The organism is Pseudarthrobacter sp. Hb11, from assembly GCF_059383655.1.
In genome coordinates this window covers 144253-158202 of the sequence record NZ_JBWZCM010000001.1, presented here as the reverse complement: position 1 = coordinate 158202, position 13950 = coordinate 144253, and the positions used below count along the sequence as shown (strand labels likewise).

Genomic DNA, 13950 nt, shown 5'->3' with positions numbered 1-13950 from the left:
TGCCGGGAAGGCCTTCAGGTCACACGGGTAATACTTACTTGCCTTCGGCGGGCTTGGCACCCGGCTTGAAGTCCACGCCTGCTTCCTTGCGCTGCTGCGGCGTGATCGGGGCCGGGGCCGCCGTCAAGGGGTCATAGCCGTTGCCGGTCTTTGGGAAAGCGATGACGTCGCGGATGGACTCAACACCTGCCAGCAGTGCCACCACGCGGTCCCAGCCGAAAGCGATGCCGCCGTGCGGAGGGGCGCCGTACTTGAAGCCTTCCAGCAGGAAGCCGAACTTCGTCTGGGCATCCTCCCGGTCCAGGCCCATCAGTTCGAAAACCCGTTCCTGGACATCGCGCTCGTGGATACGGATGGATCCGCCGCCGATTTCGTTGCCGTTGCAGACAATGTCGTACGCGTAGGACAGAGCCGACTCCGGGTCCTGGTCGAACGTGTCCAGGAACTCGGGCTTGGGCGAGGTGAAAGCGTGGTGGACGGCCGTCCACTTGCCGGCGCCAACGGCCACATCCCCGGACGCCACCGCTGCGGCTGCCGGTTCGAACATGGGCGCGTCCACCACCCAGCAGAAGGCCCAGGCGTTGGGGTCGATCAGGCCGGTGCGGTGGCCGATTTCGACACGGGCAGCGCCGAGGAGGGCACGGGCCGCGGACTTCTCGCCTGCAGCGAAGAAGATGCAGTCACCGGGCTTGGCACCTACGGCGTCGGCCAGGCCTTCGCGCTCCTGGTCGGTCAGGTTCTTGGCGACAGGACCGGCGAGCTCGCCGTCTTCCTTAAACAGGACGTATGCCAGCCCCTTGTGGCCGCGCTGCTTGGCGAATTCCTGCCAGCCGTCCAGGGTGCGGCGCGGCTGGGAGGCACCGCCGGGCATCACGACGGCGCCGACGTACGGAGCCTTGAAGACGCCGAAGTTCGTGTCCTTGAAGAACTCGGTAAGTTCGGTCAGCTGCACGCCGAAGCGGAGGTCGGGCTTGTCCGAACCGTACCGGGCCATGGCGTCCGCGTAGGTGATGCGCTGAATGGGAGTCGGGATCTCGACGTCGATCAGCTTCCACAGTGCCTTAACGATGCTTTCGCCGAGCGAAATGATGTCGTCCTGGTCCACGAAGCTGGCTTCGATGTCCAGCTGGGTGAATTCCGGCTGACGGTCGGCACGGAAGTCCTCGTCGCGGTAGCAGCGCGCAATCTGGTAGTACTTTTCGAAGCCGCCCACCTGCAGGAGCTGCTTGAAAAGCTGCGGGGACTGCGGCAGGGCGTACCACGAACCCGGGGCAAGGCGGGCAGGGACCACGAAGTCGCGGGCGCCTTCCGGCGTCGAACGGGTGAGCGTGGGGGTTTCAACCTCTACGAAGCCATCCTGGTGCAGCAGTTCACGGGCCACCCGGTTTGCTTCTGACCGCAGCCGGAGGTTGCGTGCGGGGCCGGGCCGGCGGAGGTCCAGGTAGCGGTGCTTCAAGCGTGCTTCCTCGCCCACTTCAACGTGCTCGTCGATCTGGAACGGCAGGGGCTCAGAAGTGTTGAGGATGACCACCTTGTCCGCCATGACCTCGATCTCGCCCGTGGCCAGGGCAGGGTTCTCATTGCCCTCCGGCCGTTTGGAGACGGTGCCGGTGATCTGTAGGACATACTCGTTGCGCAGGCCATGGAAAACTTCTTCCTCGCGGACCACAACCTGTGCGACGCCGGAAGCATCGCGCAGGTCAACGAAGGCCACGCCACCGTGATCACGACGGCGGCCCACCCAGCCAGCCAGGGTTACGGTTTGTCCAATGTGCTCGGAACGAAGGGATCCGAGGTCATGTGTGCGCAGCACAGCACGCCTTTCTGCGGGGGTAACAGCGGGAAGATAACAGCAAAGTTAAATAGGATCGTTCAGGGAACGATTCCGTTCGAGTTTACCCGCTGCAAAGGGACTGTCACCGCATGAGCGCGCATCAGCAACTGCAACGAAGGCTAGGCACCTTCGATGCCACCACCATCGGACTCGGCTCCATGCTGGGCGCCGGTGTGTTCGTCGTCTTCGCGCCCGCCGCCGCGCTGGCCGGGAATCTCCTGGTACTTTCGGTGGTGGTTGCCGGGGCTGTGGCGTACTGCAACGCCGTGGCGTCCGCTGCACTGGCCGCGAAGCATCCCACGAGCGGCGGAACCTACGTGTATGGCCGCAAACAGCTCGGCGAGTGGCCAGGGTTCCTGGCGGGCTGGGGTTTTGTCACCGGGAAAACCGCCTCATGCGCGGCGATGGCGCTCACGTTCGGCACCTATGCGGCCGGCGGTTACGCGGTACCGGTGGCCATCTCGGCGGTGGTGGCATTAACGGTGGTCAACCTGCTGGGCATCACCCGGACGGCCCTGCTGACCAGGATCCTGCTGTGCGTGGTGCTGGCCACGCTGGTATTCGTCGCTGTCGCGGCGATTGTTGGACCGCATCCGGCTGCGGCTACACTGGCGCCAGGCTCCCCGGGCGGGCCGGTCGGCGTGCTGCCGGCTGCCGGCCTGCTCTTTTTCGCCTTCGCCGGCTACGCCCGCATTGCCACGCTGGGAGAGGAAGTCAAGAACCCTTCCCGCTCCATCCCGCGGGCCATCCTTGCCGCGCTGGCGGCCGCCTTCGCCATCTACCTGGCGCTGGCGCTGCTGCTGCTCAACCACCTTCCCGGCGGACAACTGGCGGCCACGCAGACCCCGTTGCTGGAAGCCGTGCTGCAGTCACAACTGGCGGCCGGCGCGCCGGCAGTGCAGGCGGGTGCTGCAGCCGCGTGCCTGGGCGCGCTCCTTGCTCTCATTACCGGGGTGGGCCGCACCACCTTGGCCATGGCGCGTGAGCGGGACCTTCCCCGGCCGCTGGCCCGGGTGGGCGGAAAGCACACTGTTCCGTACGTTGCGGAAGTCGCCGTGGCCGCCGTCGTTATCCTGCTTCTGCTGACCGCCGACGTCATGACTGTGGTGGGCTTTTCAAGTTTCGGCGTTCTTGTTTATTACGCCGTAGCGAACGCCTCTGCCTACACGCTGAAGCCGCACCCGGGGTATGCACCCAAGTGGCTGAACGCGGTCGGCTTCGTTGCCTGCCTGCTGCTGGCCTTCACGCTTCCCCCGGCCTCCGTGCTGACCATGACGGCGGTCCTGGCCATTGGCGTGGCGGGACGCTGGCTGGTGCTGCGCCTCCGCCGCTAGCGTCGTACGGCGGCGCGGACGGGCTAAACGGCTGCTGCGGCCACTTGGTTGGTTGCGGCCACCTGGACGGCGAGATCCTCGGGCGCCGGGGTCCAGGTTTCCGGGAACGCCACCACCTGTTCGCCGGTGCGGATGTCCTTAACCTGGTGGGTGCCGTCGTCGTCCGTGAACCAGACGAAAGGAATGCCTCGCCGGTCAGCGAACTTGATCTGCTTGCCGAACTTTTCGGCCTTTGCCGCTACTTCCGTGGCAATTCCCCTGCTCCGGAGCTGGGCGGCTACGTCCTGCGCCGCACTCCAGCTGTCGTCGGAGGTGAGGGCAACCAGCACGGCGGTGGGAACGGAGCGTGAAGCCTTGGCCAGATCCTGGCTGAGGATGCGGGAGACCAGCCGCGTGACGCCGATTGAAAGGCCCACCCCCGGGAACTTCCGGTTGCCCTTTGAAGCCAGTGCATCGTAGCGGCCGCCAGAGCAGATGGAGCCGAGCTGCTCGTGGCCCACCAAAACGGTTTCCACCACGGTGCCGGTGTAGTAGTCCAGACCGCGGGCGATGCTGAGGTCAGCCACCACCTTGCCGGGGGCACGCTGGACGGCCGCCTCGATGACCTGTTCCAGCTCATTCAGGCCTTCATCCAGCAGCTCATTGCTGACGCCCAGCGCCTGAACCTGTGCCACAAAGGACGTGTCCTCGGTGCGGATCGCAGCCAACTGCAGGGCTTTCCGGGCTTGTTCGTCGGTGGCCCCCAGCTCGGCCTTCAGCAGGTCAGCCACCTTGTCCGGGCCGATCTTTTCGAGTTTGTCGATGCTCCGCAGCACGCCGGCCGTGTCCTCCAGCCCAATGCCGCGGTAGAAGCCCTCCGCGAGCTTGCGGTTGTTGATCCGCAGGCGGAAGTCCGGGATGGGAAGGGCGCTCAGGGCCTCGGCAACCACCAGCGCAATCTCGACGTCATACCGGAAAGGCAGGTCGCCGTCCCCCACCACGTCAATGTCCGCCTGCGTGAACTCACGGGCACGGCCCTCCTGCGGACGCTCACCGCGCCATACCTTCTGGATCTGGTAACGCCGGAACGGGAAGGCGAGGTAGCCAGCGTTTTCCACCACGTACCGGGCGAACGGGACGGTGAGGTCAAAGTGCAGGGCAAGTGCGTGCGGATCGGCCTTCCCACCCTTGACAGGGTTCTCGCTCTCGTCCTCCTGGAGGCGGCTGAGACCGTACACTTCCTTGTCGATTTCACCCTTGCGCAGCAACTGCCCCACTGTTTCCACGGCACGGGTCTCGATGGAACCGAAACCGTGCAGCTCGAACACCCGGCGCAGCGTGTCCAGCACATGCAGCTCCACCAGCCGCTCCTCGGGAAGCCACTCGGGGAATCCGGACAGGGAGGCGGTGCGTGCCATGGTGGATTTTCTCCTCATTGGTGAAGTGCCTGGGACTTGCCCGGCATCCCGAAACGGGCCAGGAACGGCGGCAGTCCAGCCAGTCATGCATAAACTATGTGCGGCAGTCAGTTTATGCGTCATCCGCCAGCATCTCTAATGCGGCGGACCGGCAGGGCTAGGCCGTCAGACAACTGCGCCCGGGGCCTCGCGCCCCGCCGTGCAGCAGCCCGACACATAAGGAGGACCCTTGGCGGCCAGTTCACGCAGCGCCCGCGAAGCAAAGCGTCGCATCCAGCAGATGGAAGCCAAGCGCGAACTGCGGCGGGACCAGGAGAAGCGGCGCAGGCGGGACAACATCATTGCCGCCGGCGCCGGAACCGCCGCCGTGGTGCTCGCCGTCGTACTCCAGTTCACTGCTTTTGCCGGGAACCCGACCGAGGAGGAGTTCGCCGCCGCCGAGGCGGGGCTGACCAGCCCGTCCGCCTCCGCATCTGCAAGTCCCACGGCGCAGGCGACCAACGGCCCGAATATTCCGGCTGCCGAAACGGCTGCGGGCAAAACCTTCACCGGTGACCTGGTCATCAACGGTTCTGCCCTCGCTGTGGAGCTGAACGGTGCGAAAGCCCCGCAGGCCGCCGCTGTTTTCAAGTCCCTCAGCGACGAGGGCTACTACAACGGGAAAACGTGCCACCGACTCACCACGGGTGAGACCTTCGGGGTGCTGCAGTGCGGCGCCTCCGGCCCTGAGGGCCAAAGCGATCCTGCCTACACGTGGGGACCCCTGGAGAACACCCCCGCTGACAATATTTATCCGGCCGGAACTGTGGCCGTCGCCCGCACGGGAAACAACGCCTTTGGAAACGGCAAACAATTCTTCATCGTCTACAAGGACACAGTCATCCCGGCCGACTCTGCCGGCGGCTACACGGTGGTGGGAAGGGTGACATCCGGCCTCGATGTGGTTTCGGATATAGCTGCTGCCGGAATTACGCCGGGCAGCAGCGACACGGACGGCGCACCTGTTGAACCAGTCACGATAGACTCGTTTTCTCTGAAGTAGGAGGCCCGGCCACGGAGCTGCGGCGCAGGACCTGAGTATTTTCCTTCAAGCGAAAGACTTTTAGCGGTGACAGACAGTCAGAAATCCGACGAAACAGCAACAGACCTGACCGGGACGGCGGCACCCGCCGCCGACGAGGCAGCATCTGAAGCAGCCACCACCCCGGCAGCGGAAGCTCCTGCGGAGGACGCACCCGAAAGCAGCGCTCCGCCAGCGGAAAGCCCCGTGGAAAACGCTCAGGAAAGCAACGCGCCGGCTGCGGAAGCCCCCGTGGAAAACGCACCCGAAAGCAGTGCCCCGGCTCCGGCCCGCCGCCCCGCGCCCTCCCCGGCCGCCTTCGCCTCCCGCCCCAAGCCCGCCGCCGCACCTGTGGCAGCACCAGCCGCCGCAGTCCCCTCCACGTCCTTGGAGGAAGCCTCAAAATGGGGACGCGTTGAGGGCGACGGACACGTTTTCCTGACCATCGACGGCGGCGAGCACCCCGTGGGCCAGTACCCGGACGTCAGCGATGACGAAGCCCTGGCTTACTTCGCCCGGAAGTACGACGACGTCGTGGCCCAGATTGTGCTGCTCGAGCAGCGCGTGAGCTCCAAGGCTCCGAGCACCGACATGCAGAAGACCGTCACGCACCTTCGCGAGCAGCTGGCCGAGCGCAACATGGTGGGCGACCTCCGGTCGGCCGAGGCGCGCCTTGACAAGCTCTCCACCCAGATCGCTGAACTGGAAAAGGCGGAGAAGGCTGAGCATGACGCCGTCCGCGCCTCTGAGCTCGCCGCCCGCGAGGCGATTGTGGCCGAAGCCGAGCAGATTTCCGGCCAGGATCCGGCCCAGACGCAGTGGAAGACCTCCAGCTCCAGGATGAACGAACTCTTCGAGAGCTGGAAGGCTGCCCAGAAGAGCGGAGTCCGGCTGGGCCGCAGCAATGAGGACGCCCTGTGGAAGCGGTTCCGCGCAGCCCGCACCGTCTTCGACCGCCACCGCCGTGCCTACTTCTCGCAGCTGGACAGCAACAACTCCGCTGCCAAGTCCGCCAAGGAGAAGCTGATCGCCGAAGCCGAGGCACTGTCAACCTCCACTGACTGGGGTTTCGCCGCCGGCGAGTACCGCCGCCTGATGGACCAGTGGAAGGCCTCACCGCGGGCCAGCCGCAAGGACGACGACGCCCTGTGGGCAAGGTTCCGCGCCGCCCAGGACGTCTTCTTCACAAACCGCCAGGCCGCCAACGACGAGATCGACCAGGAGTACGCGGCAAACCTCACGGTCAAGGAAGCCCTCCTGACGGAGGCCAACGCAATCCTGCCGGTGAAGGACCTGACAGCTGCCAAGAAGGCCCTGCAGTCCGTTCGTGACCGCTGGGAAGAGGCTGGCAAGGTCCCCCGCGCGGACATGGGCCGCATCGAGGCTGGACTGCGGAAGGTAGAGGATGCGGTGCGGCACGCTGAAGAAGAGCAGTGGCAGCGGTCCAACCCCGAGCGGAAGGCACGCACCAACAGCGCCCTCTCCCAGCTGGAGTCCGCTATTGCAGGACTGCAGGATGATCTGGCCAAGGCCGAAAAAACCGGCGACCAGCGCAAGATCAAAGCTGCACAGGAGGCCTTGGAAGCACGCCAGGCCTGGCTCGACCAGATCCAGCGCTCGGCCAGCGAACTGTCCTAAGCCTGCTGCCTGACTCATCAGGCGGCCGCTCTTGGCAGGCCCGGCTCCGGTTATCCACATACCCGGAACCGGGCCTGTGCCTGTTAAGGGCTGCGGCGGCAGGATGGATGAATGGCGATTCCCTCACCTCCTCCCTCCGCCACCCACGGCAAGGACCATGTCCAGGGTGGAGAAGCAGCACCCCGTTTTCCTGAGTTGTACGCCCCCGGCATGCCCTTCGCCTCTCCGGAGTTACAAACCCTAGCCTCGGACGGCCTGCTGGAACGTTTCCACCAACACGGCTACACAGTCCCGGGAGCCAAGGCTTCTCCGCAGCTGCGAGCACGCGCAGCAGCGGGAGCCGTGCCGGCGGCTGTGCGCCAGCGGGTAGTAGCGGGCCGGATGACCGCGGCGTGGATCTACGGCTGCGCCGGTGAGCCGGACCGGCTTGCCCTCCTGGTGGACTCCAAACGGCGGGTATCGAGCTTACGGAACACCAGGGGCTGCACCCTGCATGAGGTGAAGCTTGGCCCCTTCGACGTCGTCAGCCTCGGCGGCCTGATGGTGTCCAGTCCCCTCCGGACTGCACTCGACGTCGCCCTCCACGTGGAGGCCGAACGCGCCATCCCCACCCTGGAGGGACTGCTCGCCCGGCCGCAGAACGACGTGCGCCTGCGCCTGCTGGTTCTTGCAATAGAGGCGAGCCCGCGGGTTCCCCACAAAAAAGCCGCATTGGAGAAGTTGGCCCGGCTAGGTCCGGCGCTTGTTCCCGGTGGTGCGGTAGACGTCGAAAACCCCGTCAATGCGGCGGACCGCACTGAGGACGTGGTGCAGGTACTTGGGGTCCCCCATCTCAAAGGCGAACTTTGAGATGGCCACCCTGTCCGTGGAAGTATGGACGCTGGCAGCCAGGATGTTGACGTGGTTTTCGGACAGAACACGCGTGACGTCGGAGAGCAGCGATTTGCGGTCCAGCGCCTCCACCTGGATCTCCACCAGGAACACGCTGGACTGCGTCGGTGCCCAGTCCACGTCGACGATCCTGTCCGGCTGGTCCTTCAGGTCCGAGATGTTGGTGCAGTCTGTGCGGTGCACTGACACGCCCGATCCCCTGGTGACAAAACCGAGGATGGGGTCTGGCGGCACGGGAGTGCAGCAACGGGCGAGCTTTACCCAGACGTCGCCGACGCCGCGGACCACAACGCCGGAATCGGAGAACCGCGCCTTGGTGACCTGGGTGGGGACGCTGACTTCGGTGATGTCATCATCGGTGCTCTCATTGCCGCCAAGGCTTTCGACGAGCTTCTCCATGACCGACTGTGCGGAGGTATGCCCGTCGCCCACACCGGCGTAGAGGCCGGAAATGTCAACGTACTTGAATTCCTGGGCCACCGCGGCGAGGGCCTCATGTGTCATCAGGCGTTGCAGCGGAAGATTCTGCTTCCGCATGGCCCGGGTCAGCAGTTCCTTGCCGCGGTCGATCGCCTCTTCACGGCGTTCCTTGCTGAACCACTGACGGATCTTGTTGCGGGCCCTGGCGCTCTTGACGAAGTGCTGCCAGTCCTGGCTGGGTCCGGCACCTTCGGCCTTGGAGGTGAAAATCTCCACCCAGTCACCGTGGTTCAGTTCGCTGTTGAGCGGAACCAGTTTCCCGTTCACCCGGGCGCCGATGGTCCGGTGTCCCACCTCGGTGTGCACGGCGTAGGCGAAGTCCACGGGGGTGGACCCGGCCGGCAGGGCCATGACCTCACCCTTGGGGGTGAAAACGAACACCTCACGGGCGTTGATCTCGAACCGCAGCGAATCAAGGAACTCGCCGGGATCAGAGGTTTCCTGCTGCCAGTCCACCAGGGACCGCAGCCAGCCCATGTCGCCGTCACGGGGGCTGCCGGGGCCAACAGCCGTGCGGTTGGGCTGGTCCTTGTACTTCCAGTGCGCGGCGACGCCGTACTCGGCGCGGCGGTGCATCTCGTGGGTCCGGATCTGGATCTCCACCGGCTTGCCGCCGGGACCGATCACCGTGGTGTGCAGCGACTGGTACATGTTGAACTTGGGCATCGCGATGTAGTCCTTGAACCGGCCGGGCAGCGGGTTCCAACGCGAATGCATGGAGCCGAGGGCCGCGTAACAGTCCCGGACGGAGTCCACCAGGACCCGGACACCCATGAGGTCGTTGATGTCGTCGAAGTCCTTGTCGCGGACAACCATCTTCTGGTAAATCGAGTAGTAGTGCTTAGGGCGGCCGGTAATGGTTGCCTTGATCTTGGCGGTGCGGAGATCCTCCGTGATCTGGTCCCGGATGACGCTCAAGCTCTTCTCCCGCTCAGGCGTCCTGTCCCCCACCATGCGGACAATCTCTTCGTACACCTTCGGATAAAGGGCAGCGAAGGAGAGGTCCTCGAGTTCCCACTTAATGGTGTTCATGCCCAGGCGGTGGGCCAGCGGGGCGAAGATTTCCAGGGTTTCCCGGGCCTTGCGGGCCGAAGATTCGGCGGAGACAAAGCGCCATGTGCGGGCGTTGTGGAGCCGGTCCGCCAGTTTGATCATCAGCACGCGGATGTCCTTGGCCATGGCCACGACCATCTTGCGTACAGTCTCGGACTGGGCTGCTTCCCCGAAGCTGACCTTGTCCAGTTTGGTCACGCCGTCAACAAGCATGGCCACTTCGGGGCCGAAGTCACGCTTCAGATCGGCAAGTGTGTAGGGGGTGTCCTCCACGGTGTCGTGCAGGAGGGCCGCCGCCAGGGTAGTTCCGCTCAGTCCCAGTTCGGCGAGGATGGTGGCCACTGCCACCGGATGGGTGATGTAGGGATCACCGCTCTTGCGCTTTTGCCCCCGGTGGCTTTGTTCCGCCACGTCGAAAGCGCGTTGGATCAGGTCGAAATCCTCTTTGGGATTGTTGGCCCTGACGGTCCTCAGAAGAGGCTCGAGGATGGGCGAGTAATTTGCTGTGCCACGTCCCGTCAGGCGGGCGAGCCTGGAGCGGGTGCGTTCCCGCCGGCCTGGGAACGTGGGGCGGGAACCGGAGTTGTCCACGGGGACCAAAGAACCTGAGCGCGCGGAAGCGGCCACTCCGGTCTGCGGACCGGCGGGACTTTTATCTCCTTGTGCCGTTGGCACCGACGCCGAACGTTCTTCCAATGAAGCACCCCTCACCACCGTTTAATTACTTCAGTCTATTCCTCAGGCCACGGACTTATTAAACCGGCCTCTTAAAACACGACGGGCCGGGCAGCGTCAAGGTCCTGACACTGCCCGGCCCCGGAGACGGCTTAGGCTTGGGCTGGCTCCACCGCTGTTGATCCGGACCTTGAAGAGGACTCGGCCCGGCGGTGCTCCACGCGCTTGGCCTGCCTCACCAGGTCGGGCTCGTTCTGGCGCAGCCAGGCATACATGGGGGCGGCGATGAAGATCGTGGCCGCAGTTCCAATGAGGATGCCAACGAACAACGCAAGCGAGAGGTCGCGCAGCGTTCCCGCGCCCAGCAGGCCTGCGCCGATGAACAGGATGGCACCGACGGGGAGGATTGCAACCATCATCGTGTTGATCGAGCGGACCAGGGTCTGGTTCACGGCGAGGTTGACTTCCTCAGCAAAGGTGCGCCGGGTTGATGCGTCCAGGTCGGCCGTGTTCTCGCGGATCTTGTCGAATACCACCACTGTGTCATAGAGCGAGTAGCTCAGGACAGTCAGGAACCCGATGATGGCGGACGGGGTAACCTCGAAGTCACTGAGGGCATACACCCCGGCGGTGACAAACATCGTGACGGCCATGCCGGCAATAGCCGAAAGCGACATCTTCCAGGTGCGGAAGTACAACGCCATCAGCACCGCGGCCAGGAGCACAAAGATCACCAGGCCGATCAGTGCCTGCTTGGTCACGTCAGCACCCCACGTCGGCCCCACAAAGGTTGACGTCACCTCGTTGTCCGTAACGCCATAGGCAGAGGTCAAGCCCTCCTTGATCCGGAGGGTCTCGTCATCGGTGAGCTTGTCGGTCTGGATCCGCATAGTGGTTCCCGCCACGTTGGCAACGCGCGGCACGCTGCCCTCCACCACATCGGTAACGGCTTTTTCGCCCACCGCAGCGTCAGTGGTCTTTACGTTCGAGACCGTGAATTCGGAGCCGCCACGGAACTCGATGCCGAGGTTGAACCCGCCCTTGGCCACCGGAATCAGGATGGACAGGGCAACGGCTACCGCCGCAATGAGGAACCAAATCTTCTTGGCGCCCACAAAGTTATAGGAGCGCTTGCCCGTATAGAGCTCGTTGCCGAAATTAGCGAAGCTTGGCATTACTTGTTCTCCTTCGCTGCAGACTTCGAGGAGCCTGCGAGCTGCTCCTGCTTCTGCGCCATCCGGCGTTCGGCAATGGTCATCCGGCGTTCTGCCTCGGCTAGGGCACCTGCGTTCTTGGCGGGGACCACTGCTGCGGGCTTGTCTTCGGGGGTACGGATACGGCCTGCACCCCGGTAGAGCGGTACAGCGCCCAGGCGCTTGGGGTCAAGGCCGGACAGTCGGTGGCCCTCACCAAAGAACTTCGTACGCGCCAGCAGCTGCAGCGTGGGGTGCGTGAACATAAACACCACAATGAGGTCGGCGATGGCGGTGAGCCCCAGCGTGAAGGCGAAGCCACGGACGTTGCCCACAGCCACAAAGTACAGGACCAGGGCCGCAAGAAGGTTGACGGCCTTGGAGGCAAGGACGGTCCGCTTGGCCCGCTTCCAGCCGTTTTCGACGGCGGACACCAGGCCGCGTCCCTCACGGAGCTCATCACGGATGCGCTCGAAGTAGACGATGAACGAGTCTGCCGTCTGGCCGATGGCGACGATGATGCCGGCCACGCCCGCCAGGGACAACCGGTAGTTTTCGGTCCAGCCCAGGATGGCGATGGCGAGGTAGGTCAGGATGCCGGCCACCACCAGCGAGGCAATGGTCACGAATCCGAGGGCGCGGTACTGGAAGAGCGAGTACACCACCACCAGCAGCAGCCCGATCACGCCCGCAAGGAGGCCCATGCGCAGCTGTTCCCCACCGAGGGTGGCGGAGATCTGCTGCTCGCTCTGGATTTCGAAGCTGATGGGCAGTGCGCCGAACCGAAGCTGGTCCGACAGGGCCTTCGCGCTCTGCTCCGTGAAGCCGCCGGTGATCTGGGGGCGGCCGTCCGTAATGACGGCGAGCGAGCGGGGAGCAGAGATGACCTGGTCATCCAGCACAATGGCGAACTGGGCTTTCGGGTCGTTGCCCGTGTCACCGCCGGCAGCCACGTAGAACTGGTTCAGCCGTTCGGTGACCTCCTTGAATTTGGCTGTGCCTTCGTCGTCGAACTGGATGTTGACGGCCCACTCGTTCGTGACGGCACCCTGCGCGCCCTGCTGAAGCTGGAAGGAGGACGTGACGATGTTGCTGCCCTTGACCTCCACGGGGCCGAGGATGTACTTGACGGCAGGGTTCGTTTCGGAAGCGGGCTCACAGGTGACCAACGGCTTGGCCGGATCCGAACGTTCCTGCTCATCCTGGGCCGGGTTGTCACAGTCCAGGGCTTCAAACTGCCGGTAGATCTCCGGGGTGATCCAGTTGGTGTCGCTGCCGTTGGTGGGTTCCGCCGCCGGCTTGGGCAGCTGGTCCTCAGGGGCCCGCGACTCCTGCGGGACCGGTGCGCCCGCTCCGTTGAGGAGGACGGGGCGGAAGTTCATGTCGGCGGAGGCCTGGATCAGGTCGCGCGTCTGTGTCGAGGGGGTACCGGGAAGGCTGACCACCACGTTGCGCCCCGACTGCGTGCTGATTTCTGCTTCAGCGACACCGGAGCCGTCCACGCGCTGGCGGATGATCGCCACAGCCTGGTTGAGCTGTTCTTCATTGATATCCGAACCGCCCTCCACCTTCGGCGCCAGGATCATCTGGGTGCCGCCTTCGAGGTCGAGCGCCAGTTTGGGCGCCCAGCTCGCTTGGCCGGCCATGGTGCCGCCCGCAAGGACGGCAGTCAGCACGGCGAGGATTACGCCGAGCCAGACCAGGACCCTGAGGCCTGGTTTCTTAGAACCAGTTCGTGCCATTGTTGATCTTTCTCTTATTCACGGAGGAACCGCCGGTGCGTGCTTGTCGCTGGCACCGGCGGCGTTCCGCAGCCGTAGAGGTGTTGTAAAAGAACCAGCCGGACTAGTTGTCCTTCTTGCCCTCATCATTGAGGCGCTTGAGGGTTTCGTCCGGCGTTTCAGCCGTTGAACCGGTGCTTCCGGTCTCCTGGGCGGTGAGGGATGAAGCGTCATCCGGCACGGCGGGGGAAACAGCTTCCGGCGTTGCTGCGGGCTCCACGATCTTGGTGACGGCTTGGCGGTGCACGGTGGCCAGGTTGCCCGGGGAAAGTTCCAGCGTGACCTTGTTCTCTTCATCGTCGATGTCGACGATGCGGCCGAACAGGCCAAAGCTTGTCATCACCTCAACGCCCGGGGCGAACTGGGACTGGAGCGTCGCCTGCTGCTGCTGGGTCTTCTTGTTGCGGCGGAACATCATAAAGATGAAGACGCCGAGCATGGCGAACAGCAGTATCGACATGATGTCAATGCCGCCGCCGGGCTGCGTAGTGGTGGTCTGGGCAGTGATATGTCCGAACACGGGGAAGTTCCATTCTGTACTTGCGTAGAGCTGATTGACAGCGCCGTCCGCTTTGAACGTGTGGCCTGGCACGAACTTGCGCCATCCGTCCACG

The 13950-nt window shown here is 64.5% G+C and carries 10 protein-coding genes; 4 read left to right on the top strand and 6 right to left on the bottom strand.

All coding sequences use genetic code 11. The features are described from left to right. Positions 1 to 34: 34 nt before the first annotated feature. Entirely contained in the window at positions 35 to 1813 is a 1779-nt protein-coding gene (aspS, locus tag AC50X7_RS00785; RefSeq protein WP_494977326.1) for an aspartate--tRNA ligase, read from the bottom strand. A 110-nt stretch (positions 1814 to 1923) separates the two neighbouring features. Here aspS and AC50X7_RS00780 point away from each other — a divergent pair, with 110 nt between their 5' ends. Next, positions 1924 to 3168, top strand: coding sequence for an APC family permease (locus AC50X7_RS00780; RefSeq protein ID WP_494977325.1), 1245 nt, complete (start codon positions 1924 to 1926; stop codon positions 3166 to 3168). Positions 3169 to 3191: 23 nt separating this feature from the next. Here the strand turns inward: AC50X7_RS00780 and hisS are convergent, their stop codons facing one another. Continuing rightward, positions 3192 to 4565 carry a histidine--tRNA ligase gene (gene hisS / locus AC50X7_RS00775; protein ID WP_494977324.1) on the bottom strand — a complete coding sequence of 458 codons (1374 nt, stop codon included), beginning with the start codon at positions 4563 to 4565 and terminating at the stop codon, positions 3192 to 3194. A 229-nt stretch (positions 4566 to 4794) separates the two neighbouring features. Between hisS and AC50X7_RS00770 the strand changes: the two genes are divergently transcribed. The 3 genes from AC50X7_RS00770 (at position 4795) to AC50X7_RS00760 (ending at position 8112) form a co-directional block, all read left to right on the top strand. Next, on the top strand, positions 4795 to 5607 hold the full coding sequence (locus tag AC50X7_RS00770) for a peptidylprolyl isomerase (RefSeq protein WP_494977323.1): 813 nt from the start codon (positions 4795 to 4797) through the stop codon (positions 5605 to 5607). Between the two features lie 66 nt (positions 5608 to 5673). After that, positions 5674 to 7263: a DUF349 domain-containing protein gene (locus AC50X7_RS00765; RefSeq protein WP_494977322.1), complete on the top strand. Its 1590-nt coding sequence runs from the start codon at positions 5674 to 5676 to the stop codon at positions 7261 to 7263. A 111-nt stretch (positions 7264 to 7374) separates the two neighbouring features. Beyond that, entirely contained in the window at positions 7375 to 8112 is a 738-nt protein-coding gene (locus AC50X7_RS00760; protein ID WP_494977321.1) for a hypothetical protein, read from the top strand. Here the strand turns inward: AC50X7_RS00760 and AC50X7_RS00755 are convergent. From AC50X7_RS00755 to yajC, 4 genes are all read right to left on the bottom strand, one after another. Continuing rightward, positions 7993 to 10383 carry a RelA/SpoT family protein gene (locus AC50X7_RS00755; RefSeq protein WP_494977320.1) on the bottom strand — a complete coding sequence of 797 codons (2391 nt, stop codon included), beginning with the start codon at positions 10381 to 10383 and terminating at the stop codon, positions 7993 to 7995. The two genes, AC50X7_RS00760 and AC50X7_RS00755, sit on opposite strands and share 120 nt — an antisense overlap. Positions 10384 to 10514: 131 nt before the next feature. After that, entirely contained in the window at positions 10515 to 11537 is a 1023-nt protein-coding gene (gene secF, locus AC50X7_RS00750; protein WP_307094935.1) for a protein translocase subunit SecF, read from the bottom strand. After that, a complete protein-coding gene (gene secD / locus AC50X7_RS00745) occupies positions 11537 to 13297 on the bottom strand; it encodes a protein translocase subunit SecD (protein WP_494977319.1) in 1761 nt (586 codons plus the stop codon). The genes secF and secD overlap by 1 nt, the downstream gene beginning before the upstream one ends. Before the next feature lie 103 nt (positions 13298 to 13400). Further along, positions 13401 to 13796, bottom strand: coding sequence for a preprotein translocase subunit YajC (gene yajC, locus AC50X7_RS00740; RefSeq protein ID WP_494977808.1), 396 nt, complete (start codon positions 13794 to 13796; stop codon positions 13401 to 13403). Positions 13797 to 13950: the final 154 nt, after the last annotated feature.

Bases quoted from the DNA above. Each gene is read 5' to 3' on its own strand.
- AC50X7_RS00780 (WP_494977325.1), top strand. From the start codon at position 1,924: ATGAGCGCGCATCAGCAACTGCAACGAAGGCTAGGCACCTTCGATGCC.
- hisS (WP_494977324.1), bottom strand. From the start codon at position 4,565: ATGGCACGCACCGCCTCCCTGTCCGGATTCCCCGAGTGGCTTCCCGAG.
- AC50X7_RS00760 (WP_494977321.1), top strand. From the start codon at position 7,375: ATGGCGATTCCCTCACCTCCTCCCTCCGCCACCCACGGCAAGGACCAT.
- secF (WP_307094935.1), bottom strand. From the start codon at position 11,537: ATGCCAAGCTTCGCTAATTTCGGCAACGAGCTCTATACGGGCAAGCGC.
- secD (WP_494977319.1), bottom strand. From the start codon at position 13,297: ATGGCACGAACTGGTTCTAAGAAACCAGGCCTCAGGGTCCTGGTCTGG.
- yajC (WP_494977808.1), bottom strand. From the start codon at position 13,796: ATGTCGATACTGCTGTTCGCCATGCTCGGCGTCTTCATCTTTATGATG.